The organism is Kitasatospora sp. NPDC036934, from assembly GCF_055608425.1.
Genome location: NZ_JBVJQR010000054.1, coordinates 1 through 20002 on the forward strand (window position 1 = coordinate 1; position 20002 = coordinate 20002).

Here is a 20002-nt window from a genome sequence, read left to right on the forward strand (position 1 = left end):
GAGGCCCTGCTTTCATGCGCGGCGGCCGCCGGACTCACCCGATCGAGACTCCCGTTCGACCGGCACCCCTCAAGATCGGAACGACAACAGCCACTAAGGCCCCACGAGGACAGGGTGGTGCCGCCCTTGGTGCTGGCGATGCTGGAGAGCTGGCCGGCCTGGTCGTACGCCCGGGTCTCGGTGTAGCCGTTGTCAGTGGGCAGCGTGGTGGTCGTGAGGCGTCCGGCCGGGTCGTAGCCGAAAGCGGTGGTGGCCCCTCCTACGGTGAGGGAAGCCGGCCGGCCGGCGGGGTCGTAGGTGGAGGTCGTCTTCCAGCCGCTGGGGTACTGGCGGCTGGTCACGTGGCCGGCGGCGTCGTAGGTGTACGTGAACCCGGACGGCGCGGTCGGCGAGGAGGCGGTGAGCAGCCTGCCGACGGCGTCGTAGGTGAGGGTGCGCGCTCCCGTCGCGTCCTTGATGCCCGTGCGCCGTCCGGCGGCGTCGTAGGTGTAGGCGAGTGCCGGCGTGTTGTCGGAGTAGGTGGTCCCGGTCGCGAGCCCGCGGGTGTCGTAGGCGGTCGTAGCGCTGGTGCCGCGGGCGTCCGTGACGGTGGTGCGGTTTCCGTCCGCGTCGTAGCCGTAGGTGGTCTTCCTGTTGAGCGGGTCCGTGACGGAGAGCAGGCGCTTGGCGGCGTCGTAGGCGTATCGGGTGGTGTGGCCGTTGCCGTCGCTGCGCGAGGTCCGGTTGTCGGCCGCGTCGAAGGTGTAGCTGGTGGTCGCCCCGGTCGGGTCGGTGACGGTGATGAGGTGGCCCGCCTGGTCGTAGCCGCGTGTCGTGCTGCCGCCGAGGGGGTCGGTCAGGGCCGTGATCCGGTTTAGTGCGTCGTAGGCGGTCGAGAAGGTGTTCCCCAGGGGGTTCTTGGCGGCCGTTAGGTTGCCCGCGGCGTCGTAGGTGTAGCGCGTCGTGAAGCCCGTGGGGTCGGCGCCCTGAACGTTCCCGCGGGGGTCGGTGGAGGCGGACACCTCGCCATTGGCCCCGTAGGCGTAAGTCGTCCGGTCGCCGGTCGGGGTGACGGCAGAGGTGCGGAGCCCGTCCGCGTTGTAGCCGTAGGCCCGGGTGTTGCCCAGCGCGTCGGTCACCGAGGCCAGCAGGCCGCGGGGGTCGTAGGTGTTGCTGGTCTTGGCTCCGATCGGGTCTGTGGTGGAGGTGATGCGGCCGTCCGCGTCGTAGCCCGTGGTGGTGGTGTTGCCGAGTGCGTCGGTCACGGTGACCGGGCGGTCGAGCGCGTCGAAGGCGGTCTTGGTCACGGCTCCGGTGGGGTCCGTGGTGCTAGTCCAGTTCCCCTTCGCGTCGTACCCGAGCGTGGTGGTGAACGCCGCAGGAGCCGCGCCGCCGGCGTTGCCGCGCGGCGTGGTGGTGGTGAGCTGCCGGTTGGCGGCGTCGTAGGTGTAACCGGTCTTGGCCCCGGTGGGGTCGGTCCGTGTGAGCGGGTTCCCGTTGGCGTCGTACGTGTAGCTGGTTTGGTTTCCGGCGGCGTCGGTGCTGGTCAGCAGGTGGTGGGCGCTGTCGTAGGTGTAGGCCGTCTTGTTGCCGAGGGGGTCGGTGACGGAGGTGCGGTTGCCGACGGAGTCGTAGCCGTAGAGGGTCTTTCCACCGCTCGGGTCGGTGATCGAGAGCACCCTGTCGGCGTTGTCGTAGGCGTAGGACGTCGTGTAGTCGGCCGGGTTGGCGCCGGCCACGTTGCCGCGCGGGTCCGTGGAGCTTGTCCGTCGGCCTGCGGAGTCGTAGGTGTAGCTGGTCTTGTTCCCGGCTGGGTCGGTCACTGAGAGGAGGTTTCCGGCGCTGTCGTACGCGTAGGTGGTGGCGCGGCCTGCCGGGGTGGTCTTTGAGGCGAGCTGGCCCTTCGCGGTGTAGGTGTAGGTGGTCGTCCCGCCGCTTGGGTCGGTCTGGCTGGTCAGGTGGTTCGTGGAGTCGAAGGTCGCTGTTGTCTTGGCGCCGCCGGGCGTTGTGTGTGAGGTCTGGTTGCCCGCATTGTCGTAGGTCCAGGACTCGGTCGATCCGTCCGGCAGCGTACGGGTGGTCAGGTGGCCCGCCGCGTCGTAGCCGAACTGGGTCAGGTGCCCGTTGGGGTCGAGCACCTGAGACAGGCGCTGGTTGCCGTCGTAGGCGTAGGCGGTCTTCTTCCCGTACGGGTCGACCGACCGGTAGAGCTGACTACCGGTGTAGTAGTCGCTCCACTGTCCGCCGTTGGCATCGGTGTAGGTGGAGTAGCCGTTGGCGGCCGCGTTGCCGGTGAAGGCAGTGGTGTGGCCGTTGGCGTCCTTCTGAGAGCCGACCAGCCCGTTGGCGTCGTAGGCGGTGCTCATGACCTGGTGGCCCGCTGGGTCGGTGATGCCGGTGAGCCTGCCCGCGGTGTCGTAGGCGTAGGTGGTGGTGCCGCCGGTCAGGTCGGTGACCGAGGTCAGCAGTCCGTTGGTGTACCCGTAGCCGACCGATCGGCCGTCCGGCAGGGCCACCGTGGTGAGCAGGGGGGACGACCCGGTGTAGGTCAGGGTGACGACGTGGCTGGCTGAGTCCGTGATCGTCGAGGGCCAGGTCTGGGTTCCGTTGTAGGTGAGGGTCAGGCCGGCGCCGTTGAGGTCGACCCAGCTGGTCAGGCGGCCGGCGGGGTCGAACCCCAGCGTCCGTTTGTCCAGGGTGGTGAGGCGGTAGCCGGTGCTCGGGTTGCCGGTCAGGACGGAGCGGACCCCGTTGGTCGGAGTGAGGTTTCCCGAGGCGTCGCGGTTGAACGTGACCTGCGCCCCGGTCTCCAGGGTGACCCGGACGGTGGAGCCGCCCTGGTCCTGGACGGACGTCGCGTACGGGAACCACCAGTTCGCTCCGAGCGGGGAGTTCGCGGGGGCGGCGGCGTCACTGGAGTAGGAGCGGGTCAATGCGAACGGCACGCCCGGTGCCGCGAGGGTGGCGTCGGTCGCCTGCTCGTTCTCGGATCGGGAGAGCGTGTTCACCGGGTCGCCGCGGTGCCCCTGGAACTGGTCGCGGCCCGAGGAGTCCCCGCACCCGCAGCCCGTGGTCTCGGCAGCCGGGACAGTGTTCCCGTTGATGAACGCCGGCAGGGACGGCGTCTGCACCTCGGAAGACCAGCCCGAGGCACACGACCAATCCTGTGTCCGGATGTCCTGGCCGGCGGTGAAGCTGGTCGAGTACGCGAACTTGGCGTAGTAGCCGACGCCAGGCTGCAGACTGTTGCTGCCTTTGGAGTTGAACTGCTCGATCCAGAACTTCGTGGATCCCCCGAGGCTGGGGTCGGTGGCGAAGCAGTTCTCCGCCATCTTGGCGTTGTCCGAGGCGCGGTACACCGCGTAGTGGACGGAGGGGATGCTCCAGTAGTAGTCCTGTGACTGGATGGTCCAGATGGTGGTCTGGTAAGAGGGCATGAAGAAGGACCCCCAGCCCGCTCGGCCGTCCACCCATCCGGACGGCGGCCACATCCCGTTCCCCTGGCCCGTGATGCCGTCGGGCGCGGCGGCGTGGGGTGAGGACGGTGGGTGCGCGGCGGTGGACCTGATGGCGACGGTGCCGCCCTCGTCGGCCACCTGGTCGTGGGCGTTCTCCTCCGTGGCCTGCTTGGTGAGCGCATCGCGCTCGGCGCCGCTCATCGGCGTCGGCGGTGCCGGTGGCTTCGGTGCCGAGGCCTCAGCGGCCGGCTTCGGATGACTTGCGGCAGATGCCCAATTCGGAGCGGCCCCGAACAGACTTAACAGGACGGACAGCACGACCATCACGATTGCGGATTTGTGGACGCGCCACATGGAATCCCCCAGCGAATATGGAACGATCAATTCCTATCTCACCTTGAACGTGTACGCCCATTTCTACTAGGCAATTCAGCCTGGGTATGTCGGAATCGCCAACCTTTCGCATCTATGGCCGAATCTGCGGTCGAATCGACGCTCGGTGCACCGTCGGGCGGCCGGCGATGCCGAGTCGGGCCGGAATGGGAGTGACGGGAGATTCTATTGGGGCGCTGGTTGTCACTGGTGCGACCACGGCGATCCGGCGGCGCTCCGGGTAATGGTGAATTCGAGTCGCGCGGGCCCCCGATGCCGCTGTGACCTGAGCTCGGAGAACGAGGCTCGCCTGGCCCTGAATGAAATGCTCTTCCGATTCTCCCGGGTCGCCCCATGAGTGATGGTTCGTCATATGTGCGATGGGTTTCGGGGCGATGGAGAGGTGCGTCGAATTCCCTGCATTCCACCAGGATTTCTCTTCGGGCCTGGGAAGCGCGACTGGACGGCCTTCGGCTGGAGAAATGTCCGGTTGCACCCGCCGGTCGTTTCCCAGCGTGGCGAACACGGCTGCGCGTCATGCCTCGTCCGGAGCGGCCCTGACCGGGCCTCACCGCCGCCGCCGGCGAACCGCTGCTCTCCTCGCTGCTCGCCGCCAACGACACCCAGCAGCCGCCCTCTACCGCGAGTGGCCGCCCGCCTCGGCTCCTGGATCGGCGAGCAGCGCAATCGCCACGCCGAGGGCACCCTCGACCCCGGCCAGGCATTCGCCCTGTTCGCCCGGCGCATTTCCTGGCCCCACCCGCCCGGCAGCTTCGAACACCACCTCGCCCTGGCTCGCGACTTTGCGACCGCCCACCACACCCTCGCAGTCCACGCCGGTGCCCCCGACGTGGACGCCGGTCTGGCCCGATGGCTCGACCGGATGCGAGCCCTGGCCCGCGAGGACGAACTGCCTCCCGAGCGCCTCGATGCGCTCAACACCATCGACCCTTGCTGGAACCCGGCCTGGAGCATCAACTGGCAGCACACCTGCGCCCAACTGCTCCGTCGCCTCGACGCTGGCCACTGGCGGCCCACCTGCCGGATAGCCGCCGTCGAGACGGACCTCTCACCGGAGGTCTGGCTGGACCGCCAGATCGATCAGCAACACATCCTGGAACCGGGACAGCTCGCCCAGCTCACCCTCCTGGCACGCCATCACCCGGACCTTCACCCCCACGCCCTGCTGCTGTTCCGGCAGACCACCGGTCCGGCGACGACCTTCGCGCGCGGACTGCGCGCCGCGCGCAACTTCCTCCGACGCGAAGGCCACCTCCAGGTCCCCAACGGACATGCCGAGACCGTCGGCACCGATCACGTCAGACTGGACACCCTGGATCGACCAGCGCTGGCACGACGCCGCCCAACTCACCCCCCAACAGGCCGCAGCACTCGACGCACTCGGCCTGCCGGTCGCGCCGCGGTTCCTGGAACCGGAACTCCCCGAAGTCGCCTGACGGTGAGGGTGTTCGTGGGCGCCTGCGGCCGGAGTCATCACTGGCAGCTACTTCACCGACCGCTTCACGGCCCTGGCCGACCGGTCCACTGGCTACGTGACCTTCGAGGAGGCCCAAGCCGCTGATCGGGGGCAGCACAGACCGCCCGACCCGGAGAACAACCCTGATTCGGCCCCTGCCCTGGACAGCGCAAGGGCCGAATCATTGCTTGTACGACTTACTAAAAAGGCGTGGATGGTGTCGGAGGGGAGGCGTAGGGTTGCCATAGCGTTTCAAGTTAGATCGATAGGCGTGGATGGGGGTTGTGGTTGTGTTCGTGACGACGGGTCAGGCCGGGTCGGTGTTGGGGTGCTCGATCCCGACGGTGAAGAAGCTGATGGCCACCGGCGTGGTACCCGGCGTGCGCGACACCGGTCGGCAGGTGTTCCCGCTGGCTGCACTCCAGGCGCTCCAGGCCCGGCCCGCCGCCGACCTGGCCGCGCTCGGTGCGGCCGAGGTGGCGGTGCTGCGCTCGGACGCCCCCGTACGGGTCGAGGAGCCGGACCGCGAGTGGATCGGCTTCGGCACCGGTCTGGACGAGCCGCAGCTGCTGGCCGCGCTGTCCGGCTGGTGGCGGTGCGACCCGGGCCGGGTCGCGGCCGGCGGGGTGCTGCCAGTGACGGTGGCCTCCTTCGTCGTCGCGGTGCTGACCGGACTGGCCGAGTGGGAGTCTGACGGCACCGTCGGTACCACGGGGCGCTACCGCTTCCCGAAGGCGAGGTTGGCCGGCTACCTGACCGATCTCACCGCCCCCGTCAACGCCGCCACCCCGGCCGACCCCGAGGACGCCCGCCTCGCGGGCCTGCTGCTCGGCGCCCGCCTGCCGTCGGTCTCTGGCGGCCCGATGGCCTACGTCCCCACCACGACCAGCACCGACCAGATCGCCACCGAGGGGGAGTGACCTGCTGATGGACCGCAAGACGTACACCGCCGAGCTTGCCGGTCTGCGCGAGCTGCGCACCGAAATCACGGCCGCCGAGAAGCAGGTCGCCGCCGCGCAGAAGGAGCTGGACAGGCTCACCGCCCAGCGTGCGCGCCGGGTGGCCGGGCTCGCGGGGTACGAGGGCGCCCAGGCCGCGCCGATCGCGAAGGCCTCGGGCCTGTCGGTGGGCGACGTGGTGCGGATCGCGCCGCTGCTGGACCCGACCCCGGCCGCTGTCCGCGCTGCCAAGGCCGACGACCAGGCCACTGCCGATGCTGCGCCCGCCCCGGCGCCCGTGGCCGAGCCGGTCGCCGAGCCCGCCACGGCGGTCGCTCCGGCGCTGACCCGCCCTGCCGCCGTCGTCGAGCAGCCGACCCCGGCCGCCCCGGCCGTCGAGGCGTCGACCGAGGCCGAGGACCAGGCCGTCGCCGAGCTGCCCACCCCCGCCGCTGCGCCGGTCGTCCCGGCGGTCTCGGTCGCTCCGGTCGCTGCCGCGCCGCGCCCGGTGGTGGAGGCCGGTCCGCGCGAGCTGCCCACCCTTCCGGAGGGCTTGGCGGGTGCGCGGTTCGAGGCCGTGACCACGGGTCTGGTCTCCAAGCGCCCGAACTTCGTTCAGCAGGCCCGTGCGACGGTGTTCCTGGACGCCGCGACCGGCGACCTTGCGGTCCGCGACCGGACGGTGCGCCTGGACCTCGGCGCCCGGACCCCGGGGGAGATTCTGGACGAGGTCCTGGCGACCGCGCCCGGCACCGAGCGGATCTACATCACCGCCGGCGCCCCGTGGCACGACGGCGCCGAGCGCTACTCCACCCTCAAGGACGCCGTGGCGGCCTGGCTGAACACCCCCAGCGAGCGGTGGACGACCGCGGTCGGCTCCGGCCGGGACAAGCTTGCCGGGCACTTCGTCCACCAGCGTCAGCCGGTCGGCCGCTACGCCCCGGCCGCCTCCCCGGACGGCCCGGTGACGGAGATCCGGTCGATGGGGGAGTGGTTCGACCCGAACGGCGCGGACGTGGTGACCTGCCGTCAGGCGTTCACGCTGCTGTGGCAGGCACTGCGCCGGCACTGGGACGACGCCGTCCTGATGGGCTCCCCGAGCCAGACCGGCCGGGACCTGTGGTCGCGCACCATCCCCACCACCGGCAAGTGGGCGGGCGGCTACCCGGTCCTCAGCGAGGAGCTGCGCGGTCTGCTGCATGCCACCGGCGGGCAGGGCCGTACCGAGCTGATCCTGCCGCCGCGCGTCCCGGAGCAGCTCCCGGCGCTGGTCGAGTACGACCGCACTTTCGCCTACGCCAAGCACCTGTGGAAGTCCCCGGTCGGTACCCCGCGCCGCGTCACCGCGCACGCCTTCGCGGCGATGAGCGAGCAGGAGCAGACCAAGGCGCTGATGTCCTGCTCGCACTGGAACGTGCGCGTGACCGTCCCGGCCGGATGGAACCACGTCGGCCTGCTGCCCGCCCCCGTCACCGGTGACCGTGCCTGGATCTACCCCTCGGAGCCGGGTGCCACGTTCACCACGTGGGCGGGCGGCGCGGAGGTCCACCTCGCCCTCGCCAACCACATCGCGCCGTGGAAGGTCGAGATCCTCGGCGGCCTGCTGTTCGAGGACGGCAAGCCGCTGGACGAGTGGGGCAAGCGCCTCAAAGCCGCGTGGGCGGACCTGACCAACCTCTCGAAGCTGCACGGCGACGAGCGGCAGCGTCAGGCGGCCTACCTCGCCTCCCGCGCCGTCCGGTCGGTGCTGCTCTTCGGCCTGGGCGGCTTCGCGCAGCGCCCGCGCCTGGTTTCCGGCACCACCCCGCTCGGCGAGGCCCTCCCAGCCGGCGTGGAAATCCTCGGCCAGGACGGCGAGGTCGTCATCTGGCAGCGGCAGGCCGGCTTCTCCCGCGACCCCTACGCCCACCCGGAGTGGGCGGCCTACGTGTGGTCGGGGGCACGGGCGGCACTGCTGGACATGAAGTACCGGCAGGGCAAAGAGGTCATCGGCAACGCCGGCGCTCTGCACGCGAAACCCGGCAGCGTCGTGTACTTCGGCACGGACGGCATCGCCCTGACCGAGCGCCAGCCCTGGCCCTACCGCGGCGAGCCCGGCGACTACCTCCTCAAGGGCCACCTCACCGGCCCCGTCGAGCACCCGAAGTCCCAGGAGGAGTACATCAAGCTGCGCGGCCTGGGCCGCGCCGAACTCGCCGCCGTCATGAAGGGAGCTGACCAGTGAGCCCGGCCGACCCGAACAACCCGAACGAAGCCGCCCGGCTGACCCAGGAGCTGCTCGACCAGGGCTACACCAAGCGCCAGGTCGCCAAGATGCTCGGCCGCGACGCCAGCCTGGTGTCCCAGTTCTTCACCAAGGGCAAGGGCGCCGCGTTCGTGAACGCGCTGCGCCAGGTCGTGCGGGCGGTGCGCGGCGGCGAGCGCGACACCGAGGCGCTCGGCGCTGTGGCCCAGGAGAACGTGGAGCGGCGCCGCACGAAGACCGGGCAGAAGGCCCGGACGCGGCAGAAGGACGTCGTGGGTGAGGCGGGCGGCTCGATGGCCGGCCGCGCCGGGAAGCAGGCCATCAAGTCCGGCGCCGCGCACCTGGCCCCGGTCGTCCACGAGACCGGCCAGGTGCGCGGCCGCCTCGCCTTCACCGTGCGGATGAAGGCCAACCAGTACGTCCACTCCGTCGCATCTGAGTACGTTGGTGGGGCACGGCGTGGGTACATCCCGCGCGCAGACGGCACCGAGGAACGGGCCTACGGCTCCGCCTCAACCGGCGGCTTCGATGCAGCCGAGTGGTCCCAGCGCGTCGCCGATCACCACGGCGACGTCACCGAGGCAATGAAGGCCTGGCTGGTGGAGACCGGCCGCGCCGTCGAGGACGCCGACATCACCTACCTCGAAGTCCGCGGCTGGGTGCCGCCCGAGCAGCAGCAGTAGAGAGTCCGGTGTGACTGGAAGCCGTAGTTGGCGGTTGGCACCGATAGTTGGCGATCGGGGCCCTTCCGCTCCTGTGACCAGCGGATTTGTGCGCGGAGGTGCACCTCTGCGGCTTCCGGCCGCCAACTACCGCTGCCAGAAACCGCCAACCAGTACTTCCAACTCGCGCCGCGACCTGCGGAGATGTCGGGCCGAACCGCCAACTACGGCTTCCAGTCACATCCGGTCGGCCTCTCCCCATCCATGACCTGGCCCCGGGGAGAGGCCGCCCGCACCGACCTTCCCACAGCCTCGCCCGCCTCGTCCGCCTCGTCCGCCTCGTCCCGCCGTCTCGGCATCCGAAGGAGAAACCGCCGCCGTGGAGACCACCATCGCCACCGAGGCCGACGTGCCGGCCGCGTTCCGCACCGCAGCCGCTCAGCCGGTCCCGCAGCAGCCGACCGGGGCGCTCACCCCCTTGCCGTTGCACTGGTTCCAGAAGGACGCCGTCGCGGCCGCGGTGCGCGAGGTGAAGGACGGCGGCCGCGCGACCGTCGTCGCGGCGACCGGCTCCGGTAAGACGCTGATCGCGGCCGGGTGTGCCCGGCGTCTGGCCGCCCGGGGCCGGGTGCTGGTGCTGGTGCCGACGATCGAGCTGCTGGAGCAGACGGCGGAGGCGTGGTCGCTGCGGGGCGGTCGCCGGGGTCTGGCGGTGGCGGCGTGTTCTCGGGAGGAGGCGCTGGAGAGCGCGGAGGCCGGCGGCCGCGTCCATGCCCAGGTGTCGACGCAGGCCCCGCGGATCGCGGACCTGGTCGCCAAGGAGAAGGCCGGCGAGCCGGTGACCGTGTACGCGACCTATGCCTCGCTGGAGCGCATCGTCGAGGCCCACCACGGGTGGGGGCTGGCCCAGTGGGACCTCGTGATCATCGACGAGGCCCACCGCACGGCCGGTTCGGAGGGCAAGGCCTGGGCCGCGGTCCACGACGACGCCCAGGTCCCGGCGAAGCGCCGGCTGTATTTCACCGCTACGCCCAGGATCGCGGACGACCGGCGGGCGAAGGACGGCCTGGCCGACCTCGCCGACGCCGAGGGCTCGGAGAAGCTGCCCGTGCTCTGCTCCATGGACGACGAGGCGGTCTACGGCAAGACCTGTTTCACCTGGACCCTCGGACAGGGGATCGAGCACGGCTACCTTGCCGACTACCGGGTGCTCGTGCCGGTGGTGACCGATGAGGACCTGCGCGAGCTCCTCAACCTCCCCGCCGTCGCCGACCTCCGCTCCCAGCGCACCAACGAGGAACTGCTGCGCCTGGCCCTTCAGATCGCGGTGCTGCGCGCGGTTGCCGACCTCGGCCTGCGCCGCGTGATCACGTTCCACTCCCGCGTCAGCGCGGCGCGGGAGTTCGCGAGCACCCTGCTGGACGCCTCCGAGCTGCTGGAGGACAAGGACCGTCCGGAGCGGATCTGGGCTAAGGCGGTGGCCGGCACCGACCGTCTCAAGGACCGCCGGGCCGCCTTCACTGAGTTCAAGGCCCATACCGGCGAGGACGGCGAGGAGTGCGGCATCCTCTGCAACGCTCGGCTCCTGTCGGAAGGAATCGACGTCAGGGCCGTGGATTCGGTGTGCTTCGCGGACCCGAAGTCGAGCGTGATCGACATCGTCCAGGCCGTCGGAAGGGCGCTGCGCCAGTCCTACCGGCAGGGCAAGGTGTCCTGGGTCATCATCCCGGTGTACCTGCCGACGCCGGAGGTCGGCGACGACACCGCCGCTGCGGACCCGGCCGAGGTCCACGACGCGGGCGAGGCCGTGAAGGCCGAGGCCGACACCGAGATCGAGGCCAGCTCCTTCCGCACGATCTGGCGGGTCCTGCGCGCCCTCGCGGCGCACGACGCCCGGGTGGTCGGCCGGATCACCGAGCTGCGCGCATCCCGCTCGCAGGGCACCGCGCACACCACTGCGGCCAAGCCGGCCGAGGTCGAGGCCGCCGGGGGCGAGGGGGAGCAGCCGCTGGCCCCGGTGGAGTCGCCGGTCGAGTGGCTGCGGATCAACGCCCGGCAGCACGCGGCGCGGATCCTCCAGACAGTGAAGCTGCGGGCGTTCAACCCGCGCGCGGTCGAGTGGCAGCGCATGCACGCCGTTGCCGCCGTCTTCCACATCGAGCACAGCCACCTCGACCCCACCGACAAGGCCAAGCACGGCGAGCTGATCTCCTGGCTCACCCGCCAGCGCCACCTGAACGGCCAGGGCCTGCTCGACCCCGCTCGGGTGTCCGAGCTGGACGCGCTCGGCATGATCTGGTCGAAGAACGCCAACGCCTGGGAGCGCGGCTACGCCTACGCGAAGGCCTTCCACCAGCAGCACGGCCACCTCGCGATCCCGGCGACCGCGAAGCTGGATGACTACGCGGTGGGCGCGTGGATGCGCCGCCAGCGCAAGGCCGACCTCACCGCGGACCAGGTGGCCAAGCTCGACGCGCTGGACGAGCTGTGGCGCCTGGAGCCGGACTGGAACCGCTCCTACCGCCGCCTGCTCGCCTACCTCGCCGCCGGCGGCACCCTCGACGGCCCCGCGAACCGCACCGGCCTCGGCGACGACCCGGCGTTCCGGCCCGGCACGTGGCTGCGCAAGCAGGACAAGGCCCGCACCGACGGGAAGCTGACCGACCACCAGGCCGCTCTCCTGGACGCGCTCCACCGCCACGTCGAGACCGTCACCGGCTGACCCGCCCCGTCCGATGGTTTACTGGTCGGCCATCAGCGCTCCCCGACGGAGCCCGCCCGCCCAGGATCCTTGGTGGGGTGGGCTCCGCGCCGTCCTCGCATCGGTGCGTCGGGCTCTATGCCTTCACGGTGTCGGGGACGAAGGTGTCGTCGATCCGGTATTGCACGCCAGTGCTCTGGCCGGCCGGCGCCTGCGGGTCCACCTGCGCCACGAACCTGGCGAATTTGGTGTAGAGCGCGCGGCAGCGCGCCGACGTCGGCAGGTCGTCCGAGGCAGACCCCGAATGCAGCGTCTCAAGGATTCGCACCAGGTTGTGGCCGGAGAGCACGGTGTGTTGCATCCCGTGCTCGAACTTCGTGATCCGGTCGGCACCCAGGTTGGGAGGAAAGGTGAAGGCCTGACGCTGGCTTGCGTTCGGTCCTGACCAGCCGTCCCCGGAGTAGGAACTCGACCTCCAGGAGGGGTGCCACAGGCCGAACGCCTGCTTGGCGACGAACGCCCAGGTGTCCTCGTGGCTCACCAGCGTCAGGTAGGAGACGCTGGCGGCAGTCACCATTGTGGCGTTGTGCTCCTCCAGACCGACGGAGTTTGCCGCGGCCGCCGCCTTGACGGCCTCCCGGTCCTCCTCCCGCCAACGCTTCTCCTGCTCCCACTTCTCCTCGAAGATCCGGCGCTCCAATTCCTTGCCGGACACGTACTGCTCACGCCACGTCGCGAACATCGACCCTCCAACCACTGGCTACGCTGTGTAGGTTAATTATGGCTGTGCGCAATAATCGGTCTGGCACTGCACGGTTGGCAGGTGGACCGCGGTGACAGACCCGACCGGATCGGTCGCTGGTCCGAACGCGACGCCCGGTGAGTTTCTCCTCGCAGGGACCCCGCCGTCGTGGCCGTGGCCTCGGCCGGGATCGTTCAGGACGGGGCCGGGCCCTTGCCGACGCATGACACACGAGTACCGACGGATTCAAGGAGAGACCCGCGTGTACGTCGACCTGACCGTGCTGGACGAGGAATGCGTCCGCCTGCCAGCCTGATGGCCAGCCACGACATGGACCGGCTCACGTTGCCCTCGGCGACGTCTCCGCAGGATGCCGGGGCGCCCCTGGAGGAGACGTTCGCGGCCGAGTTGGCGGCCTCCTACCACCGCATCGCTGGGGCCGGATCCGATGAGGAGAGCATTCTGCCGAGCCTGCTGATGGCGATGACCGGAAGGCTGTCGGTGCTCGCGACCGAGGTGGCCCTGCGGACCGACCGGGACGCGGCGGAGGTCATCCGGTCGATCGGCGGCCCGGTAACGGACTGAGGGCGGGTACCCGGTTCCGCCACCTGGAACGTACGGCGGAACCGGCCGGCGGGACCACCGCGTCGAGCCCGGGTGTGCGCGGCGAGCCGGCTTCGCCGTCCCGCCTGAGATGCAGGGAGGCCGCCACCGGATAGGTGGCGGCCTCGTGTGCCTTCTCGGGGCCCGGGCAGCGTACCGCCGGCCCCGGACAATCCCTGGGTCGGCCCCGATTGGCCGGGACTCAGGCGGCCGGTTGCTCGTCGGCGGGGTTGTCAGTGTGGTGGAGCCGGCTGCGGGCCTCGACCCGGTCCTCGACCGGCAGCGTGGCCCAGTACTCATCCGCCCACACCGCATGGGAAGCCTGCCGCTCGGCCTCCTCCAGCCGCGCGGCCTCGGCGAGCTGCTCCTCGCCAAGGCCCTGGGTCGCGGCCTGGAGCGTGTCTCGCCGGGCCGCCGGGGCTGCCGTTCCGGCGATGCCGACCTTCCGCTGTGCTCCTGTGCCCCGCCCGGTCATTAGCTTGTCTGCCGTCCTGGCCGAGGTCCGGCCCGCAGCGCCGGGAGCCCGCCCGCTACCTCAGGTGCGTGGTCCCGCGCGGACCCGGGCGACAAGTTCGGGGCGGCCGCTAGCGTGTGGGAGGTGACCTACACATCGCTGCACCGCGCCCTGGGTGTCCCGGCCGGGCCCGTGACGGAAGACATGATCGTTGCGGCCGTGGACGCGAACGTCGTCGAGAGCGAGGACCTGGACTGGAAGCGGGATGTCGACGAGGCCAACGACGCGAAGAAGTTCGCCAAGGACGTGGCCGCGATGGCTAACACCGCCGGAGGCCTCATCGTCTTCGGCGTCGGCGAGGACGGAGCCGACCACGCGGACGAACTGGTCGGCATCGAGAACCCAAAGCCGCATGTCCAGAGCATGCAGGCCAAGGCCGCTATGGTCCGGCCGTTCATCCCGGCGCTGCGCGTCTACAGCGTGCCCCTGACCACGCTGCCGGGACGGCACCTCATCGTGGTCGACGTGCCACGAAGCCCCGAGGCTCCCCACCTCATCCCGCAGTCGAAGGAGTCGTGGGGGCTGCCCCGGCGCCGCGGCAGCCACACCGACTGGCTGGGGGAGAGTGACCTTGAGGCCGCGTACGCGGGCCGGTTCCGGCGTCGACGAGCCGCAGAAGAGCAACTGGCAGCGCTGGCCGAGGAACTGGACGCCCACCTCTGGGGGAAGGAGCACGGCATCTGGGTCACCGTCACCGCCGCCTGCTCGATGCCCTCGATCGCCGACACGGCACAAACTGTCGACCACACCGCTCCCGAGCCGAGCATGCTCGCCGCGATCCGACTCTTCCAGGACGACGGCGTGCTGCGCCAAGCTTTCGACGGTCGCACCGCGATCCCGAAGGTCGGTCTGCGGCGTGCAGTGGTCAGCAGCAGCTCGCCCTATGCCGGCGTGAGCGACAAAGGGCATATCGAGCTTCTCCACGACGGCTCCTTCGCCGGCGCCTTGAACGTGGCTCACACCGCTCCCGCCGGAGGCATTCGGTACCTGGCTCAGAGTCGGCTGGAGGGCGCAATCCGGGACCTGGCGACACTGGCGGCCCTACACGCTCACCGTCGCCAGGCCGACGGTGTGCTTCAGGTCCGTGCGACCATCAACGTCCCCCCACCTGGCCAAATCACCGCTAGCCGCATCGCCCTCACCCACCAGCTCCACATGACGGATGCCCCGGAACCCGTGCCCGCCAGCATCGTGCTCGAATGGGTCGTCCCAGTTACAGGCGAGCTCCCCCTGACCGAAGCGGTCTCTTCGAACGAAGCGCGGGTGAGGCTGGCCCGCCAGCTCGCGCTCGACCTAATCCACCAGTTCGCGGTGGCCTCACTTCAGACCCTGTAGCCCGTCCGGGCCGTCTCAGCGACCACTATGCGCCGCCGTCCCGGGGGCTCGCCCACCGAACCCCACCGAATGCCCGCTGCTCGGCTCAGCCGTCGCCAGGTCGCCAGGTCGCCGCTGCGCCGTCCTGTCCGGCGCTGCCCTCGCTCGTGACTGCGCAGGTGGGTTCCGTCGCTGACTGGTGGTGACGGCACCCTGCGTGCGCGGTCGTACTCGCTCGTCCGGGTCTGCCGTCCCCGCCGCCAGGCCTCCGCCGTCGTTCACGTGCTGCGCCGGGTCGCTGAGCGCGGGCGGTCGTCGTGCCGTTGCTTCCGCTGCCTTCGTTGCTGCCGGGCATTCCTTCGGCTGAAAGAGACCCCGATTTCGTTCACTCTTTTGGCGGCATTGACTCCCCTTAAACGCCACCAAATGGGTCCATCTTTCGGCGGCTATCGGAAGCAGTGGCGCCCCGTCACACTGGTTGCGGAGCGGCGCCGCCCCAGAGTCAAGACATCAGGGAACGTCAGAAGGGGTGCTCTGTGCGGAGTGTTGTGACTGGATCGGCGGTCGGTGAGCCCGTGCCGCGCTCGGGTGTCGAGCTGGCGGCCACAGTTTCGGCTGCTGTTGTGATGGTCGTCCTCCTGCTGGTTCGGCCGTTGGACGCGACGTCTGCGGCTCTGCTCAGCACCGGTTTCTCGGTGCTGAGGTCGCAGGGGCGTGGCTGGCGTCGTTAGGGCATGAACCACCCGCCGCCCAGGGGAGGGGAGGGCCGTTCGTCATCGTCGCTGGGATGGTGGGTGGTGGTCCTGGTGGTGCTTCTCGCGGCCGCCCGCTCGTTGTCCCGGCCTCCGTCGTCTGGGCTGCGTCGGGTCGCTGCTCTGCTCGTTCGCCCGTCCCGCCGCCTGCCCGCCGCTGTGCGGAGGCCATCCTCGTCGGGTGCCGACCCACACGTCTGCCGAACCTCGCACCGTGGCGGCAGGCCTGGCAGCGGGTCTTCGGCCGCACCGTCTCCTCCTCTGCCGCCCAGCATCCGACCGATTTCCCGGTGAACGTCAGGATCGGGGAGTTGGTCGTCCAGGCGAAGGACTGGCCCCCGAACTCCCTGCACAGCTGGGTTGCCCCGCCCACTTCGAGGCCTGAGCACTCTCCCGCTGTGAGGGAGCTCGCCAATATGCTGCGAAGCCTGAGTGCTGCTCAGCGTCAGGATCTGCAGCAGCTGTGGGACAGTGCGGACCACTCCCGCGTTCAGAGTCCCTTGGCTGCGTAGGGCAGTTGTGAGAGCGGTTGTTGGTGACTTTGGAGAGCGCGAGGCCCTGCGTTCGTCGCTCAGTGTTGGTGAGAAGTAAGAGCGGTTGGGTGAGTTCGAGTCCGCGCTGGCCGTCAGAACAGTCCAATTGGGGCTGGCCTCAGCGGCCGACCGTTCAGCTCGTGGGAGTCCTCCTCGTCCCACCACAGATCGCCCTGCTCGGTGAGGTAGGGGTGCAGACCGCGGACGCTTCCACCGTCGTGAAGCGCTTGCGCGACGGCCTGGAGGAGATGTGCCAGGCCGGGCCATGAGTCGGTGAAGTCTCCGCCGCTGCTGTGGCCGGCCCAGCCGAGATGCCCCGTGTCTGGGCCGGGACGCTGGTCGATCACCTGTGCCACGCCGTCGGCGCTCTCGGCCCAGGGCACCCAGAGCGGGTGCCACCAGGGCTCATCGTCCCAGGGACGGGTGGTCAGACCGTCATTCTCGGTCGCGACGTCTATGCAGGTCTGCCAGCGGTCCACGATTCCGCTCACCGAGAGGGGAGACTGCTCGGGCAGGAGGGTCGCCCAGGTGCTCAGCCCGTTGTGGCATCGCAGGGACTCGGCGAGATCGCCGGGCAACGGGATGCCAAGGACCCGTTCCGCGTCCCGAACCTCCGCAGGTGTCGCTGGCGGGTTGAGCACTGCGAGGTCGGAAGCTGAGTGCATCGCCAGCCAGGATTCGATCCGGCGCCATGACTCCGACGGGGGCAAGATCTGCTGAGTCATGGCGTCATCCTGCCGCACGTCTCCGACACGGCGGACCGAGGACCTGGCCGGGCAGCAGGTGGGGTCAGCCGACTGCCTGTTGCTGTTCGGCGCGGGCGCGGGTAGTGGCGAGTCGGTAGGAGTCGGTGCCGGTCTCGATGATGTTGCCGCCGAAGGTGAGCCGGTCGACGATGGCCGCGCAGAGCCTGGGGTCGGTGAAGGTCTTCGTCCAGCCGCCAAACGACTCGTTCGATGCGATGGCGGCGCTGGTCTCCACTCCAGACGATCCGGGGTGGGAGGACCGCGTGCTGCACGCCAAGCTCCTCCCGGCGAGGGGCCGCCGGGTGTGACCTCCTGGTGCTGGGGGCGTGAAATAACCTCGGATGGCGGGTTGTCTGGACCTTTGGTTGGACCTGTTGGAGGCTCCTGTCCGCGCTCATTTGTCCGCGCTCATTGGTTGTGGTCTGGAGGGGTGTGTCTGAGCTGGGGTTATCAGGTAGGTCGCTGGTTCCTGTGCGTGGGCTCCTTGGGGTGATGGGGGTGCCTATGAGCGCTCTGACCTGCGATTGGTCAGTTGTGCTGAGTGTTGGTCAGGTGTACTGGGAGCGGATAGGGCGGCGGTGGGGCGTCGTGCGAGCGTGGGTGTGACCTGTACTGAGTCCTGTGGGGCTAAATACCCCTAAAACCCGCCAAAACCGCGCCTTGCGCTCGATTTGTCTAGACCACACTATTGGACGGCCCCGGTGGTCCGCGGGGTTGGTGTTGTCCGGGGTTTGGTGACTGTGTGTGGTGGCGGGGTGGTGGCGGGGGTGGGGTGGGGCTGTTCGGGGGCGGTGGGGCGGTGTGGGCTGTTTTTGTGGGTGAATTCTGTCGGTAATTCCGTTGGGTTGTTTTGGTGGATTGGCCGCCGGGTGGTGGTGTGGATTGGGGTTGGATTTGCGGTGGTGTGGTGGGGCGGGGGTTGGTGTTCGGTTTGGCGGGGGCGGGCTCCACGTCGTCGGGCCAGCTGCGTCTTGCTCGGTCGCCGCTGTCCAGGCCTGGCCCCGCCGGTGGCCGTGCCCGCTTCGCTGCGCCGCCGTCCGGGCCTGCTGCGCCCTGCTCGGCCGCCACCGTCCCGGGTCCGCCGTCCCCGCCGGTGGCCGTGCCCGCTTCGCTGCGCCGCCGTCCGGGCCTGCCGTGCCTGGCTGGTGTTGCACCGCCGTCCGGGGCCGTGTGCGGGCCCGCGCTGCGCCGCCGTCCCGGGCTGCTGGGCACCGTCGGGCACCGCCGTTCCGGCTGGGCGGCTTGGGTGGCCGTCAGGCCGTCCTGGTGGGTGTGCGGGAGGGGCCGGTAGCTGCCCCTGGGTGCTGTCGCGGGCCCCTGTCGCGTTGCCTGTCGCGATGGGGTGCTGTCGCGTGGTGTGACGTGGGCGGATGCCTGGTTTCCCCTGTGTGTGGTGGGGGCGCGACAGCTCCCGCGACAGCCGCAGAGCGGGTGCCGTCCGGGGGCGGCCGGACGGCCGGGAGTCGGCCGCTGCCGGGTCGCCGACCGCCAGGCGCTGGTAGTCCTGGCCGCCGTCCCGGGGGCTGCTGTCCGGGACGGCGGCCGGGTACGGCGAGGACGTCGGCCGTCGAGAAGGCCGGCCTTCTCGACGGCTTGGTGCTGGTGGTGGTGCTCGGCGGTCGGTGGCGGGTGGCCGGGTGGTGGGTGGCGGGTGCAACGCGGGGGTGCAACACGGGGCTGTGTTGCGGGTCTGACCAGGCGTTATGTGGCCGGGAGCGGGGGCGGGCGGGCGTGTTGCGGTGCCGTGTTGCACCCCCGCTGCCGGTTCGCCGGCCTCGGCGGTTTCCCGCCCGCCCGTGCCGCCCGTGCCGCGCCGCTGCTGCGCCCTGGTCGACGTCCTGGTCGGCCGCCAGGCCGTCCCGCTGTGCCCGTCTCGGCCGTCCGGCCGCCGGGCCCGCCCTGGAGGCCGTCCAGGCCCTGCCGTTCTGGTCCGGTGTTCGGTTTGGTGGTGCTGCTCCGGTAATTGCTCGGTTGATGCTGGGCGGGATTTCCTGGGTGCTCTGGAAGGGCGGTCGCCGTGTCGGGTGGAGGGCCGTAGGCCCCTTTCCAGCGCGCCCGAATTCGATTCCTCGCCGCTGCGCCTCGAAAGGGCTTCGGATTGCCGCATGAAAAGGGGTGTGAGGGAATTCGAATTACCGCCGGGAGTTCGGCCGGATAGAGCCGGGACGGACGGTTGCCGCGAGGTTATCTGTTCGCGCCCTGCGTCCGTCCTGGAACCGGTCCCATAGAGCCGTGGGGAAGTCGGGGAAACGCCGCCGGATACGTTTCGGATTCCGTCCGAAGTCTGCGGTTGAGGGCCCGTCAGGGGCCGCCGTCCGAGCCACCTGTGAGGTGTCGCCACCGGGGCCGGGGAGGCTCGGCCGGACCGGAGGCCTACTGACGCCCCCCGAGGGCCGCAGGCCCCGCTCGAAGGGCGGTGGATGGGCCGACAGCCCAGCAATCGCAAGGCGGGACCGGCCATCGGCCGGGACCGGGGGAGGGGCCCAGGGGGTGGGGTTGTGGCTACTACCGGAAGTCTGCGACACATCGTCAACGCCGGGGGCCGCAGGCCCCCGGCCGGCACCCCGCCCGATCGGGGGAAGGGGCCGCTACCCGAATTCCGCGTCACATCGTCAACGCCCGCCCCCGGGCGCAGCCCGGGAAAACCTGCCAGCAAACCGGCCCGTAGGGCCGTGAAAAACACCGGCCAATTGACCGGGAAAGCTGACCGATTGACGGGCCGTAGGCCCGGAGCATTGCCCCGAAAATGGCGGAGCGCAGCGACGCCCGACGCCCGCCACGATGGCGCGTGCCGCGCCCACGAATTCGCCGCAGGCGAATTCCCCCAACCACCCACCTACCTGCCGAGGCGCAGCCGAGGCCACACCACGCACGGTGACGGCGTAGCCGGCACCCCCGGCTGACGCCGCGTCAGCGGCGCCCCGGCCGCCAGGCCGGGGGTAAGGCCCTCCAGGCCTTCCGCCCCC

At 70.4% G+C, this 20002-nt stretch carries 12 protein-coding genes and 2 pseudogenes; 8 read left to right on the forward strand and 6 right to left on the reverse strand.

Features of this window, described 5'->3' with window-relative positions:
* On the reverse strand, positions 1-3638 hold a 3638-nt coding region (locus ACZ7BZ_RS37525; protein WP_470362291.1), incomplete at its 3' end, for a DUF6531 domain-containing protein.
* 544 nt (positions 3639-4182) lie between these two features.
* On the opposite strand from ACZ7BZ_RS37525, the pseudogene ACZ7BZ_RS37530 reads away from it, so the two are divergent.
* Positions 4183-4698, forward strand: a pseudogene (locus tag ACZ7BZ_RS37530) (hypothetical protein); the annotation flags it as partial.
* Between the two features lie 180 nt (positions 4699-4878).
* Here the strand turns inward: ACZ7BZ_RS37530 and ACZ7BZ_RS37535 are convergent.
* Positions 4879-5103 carry a hypothetical protein gene (locus tag ACZ7BZ_RS37535; RefSeq protein ID WP_470362301.1) on the reverse strand — a complete coding sequence of 75 codons (225 nt, stop codon included), beginning with the start codon at positions 5101-5103 and terminating at the stop codon, positions 4879-4881.
* On the opposite strand from ACZ7BZ_RS37535, the gene ACZ7BZ_RS37540 reads away from it, so the two are divergent.
* The 5 genes from ACZ7BZ_RS37540 (at position 5102) to ACZ7BZ_RS37560 (ending at position 11853) form a co-directional block, all read left to right on the forward strand.
* On the forward strand, positions 5102-5266 hold the full coding sequence (locus ACZ7BZ_RS37540; RefSeq protein ID WP_470362302.1) for a hypothetical protein: 165 nt from the start codon (positions 5102-5104) through the stop codon (positions 5264-5266). The genes ACZ7BZ_RS37535 and ACZ7BZ_RS37540 overlap by 2 nt on opposite strands.
* A gap of 316 nt (positions 5267-5582) precedes the next feature.
* Positions 5583-6206, forward strand: coding sequence for a MerR family transcriptional regulator (locus ACZ7BZ_RS37545; RefSeq protein WP_470362292.1), 624 nt, complete (start codon positions 5583-5585; stop codon positions 6204-6206).
* Between the two features lie 7 nt (positions 6207-6213).
* A complete protein-coding gene (locus ACZ7BZ_RS37550; RefSeq protein ID WP_470362293.1) occupies positions 6214-8448 on the forward strand; it encodes a hypothetical protein in 2235 nt (744 codons plus the stop codon).
* Positions 8445-9152, forward strand: coding sequence for a helix-turn-helix domain containing protein (locus ACZ7BZ_RS37555; protein WP_470362294.1), 708 nt, complete (start codon positions 8445-8447; stop codon positions 9150-9152). Before ACZ7BZ_RS37550 ends, ACZ7BZ_RS37555 begins: the two co-directional genes overlap by 4 nt.
* A 358-nt stretch (positions 9153-9510) precedes the next feature.
* The gene (locus ACZ7BZ_RS37560) at positions 9511-11853 is read left to right on the forward strand and encodes a helicase associated domain-containing protein (RefSeq protein ID WP_470362295.1); all 2343 of its coding nucleotides are present in this window, start codon (positions 9511-9513) and stop codon (positions 11851-11853) included.
* 115 nt (positions 11854-11968) lie between these two features.
* On the opposite strand, the gene ACZ7BZ_RS37565 is transcribed toward ACZ7BZ_RS37560, so the two are convergent.
* Positions 11969-12574 carry a hypothetical protein gene (locus ACZ7BZ_RS37565; protein WP_470362296.1) on the reverse strand — a complete coding sequence of 202 codons (606 nt, stop codon included), beginning with the start codon at positions 12572-12574 and terminating at the stop codon, positions 11969-11971.
* A gap of 315 nt (positions 12575-12889) precedes the next feature.
* Between ACZ7BZ_RS37565 and ACZ7BZ_RS37570 the strand changes: the two genes are divergently transcribed.
* On the forward strand, positions 12890-13159 hold the full coding sequence (locus tag ACZ7BZ_RS37570; protein ID WP_470362297.1) for a hypothetical protein: 270 nt from the start codon (positions 12890-12892) through the stop codon (positions 13157-13159).
* A 220-nt stretch (positions 13160-13379) separates the two neighbouring features.
* On the opposite strand, the gene ACZ7BZ_RS37575 is transcribed toward ACZ7BZ_RS37570, so the two are convergent.
* A complete protein-coding gene (locus ACZ7BZ_RS37575) occupies positions 13380-13652 on the reverse strand; it encodes a hypothetical protein (RefSeq protein ID WP_470362298.1) in 273 nt (90 codons plus the stop codon).
* Positions 13653-13775: 123 nt separating this feature from the next.
* On the opposite strand from ACZ7BZ_RS37575, the gene ACZ7BZ_RS37580 reads away from it, so the two are divergent.
* Positions 13776-15026 carry an AlbA family DNA-binding domain-containing protein gene (locus ACZ7BZ_RS37580; RefSeq protein ID WP_470362299.1) on the forward strand — a complete coding sequence of 417 codons (1251 nt, stop codon included), beginning with the start codon at positions 13776-13778 and terminating at the stop codon, positions 15024-15026.
* Between the two features lie 1356 nt (positions 15027-16382).
* On the opposite strand, the gene ACZ7BZ_RS37585 is transcribed toward ACZ7BZ_RS37580, so the two are convergent.
* Positions 16383-17015, reverse strand: a complete 633-nt coding sequence (locus ACZ7BZ_RS37585) for an SMI1/KNR4 family protein (protein ID WP_470362300.1) — start codon at positions 17013-17015, stop codon at positions 16383-16385.
* A 64-nt stretch (positions 17016-17079) separates the two neighbouring features.
* Positions 17080-17268: pseudogene (locus ACZ7BZ_RS37590) on the reverse strand (ATP-binding protein); the annotation flags it as partial.
* Between the last annotated feature and the right edge of the window lie 2734 nt (positions 17269-20002).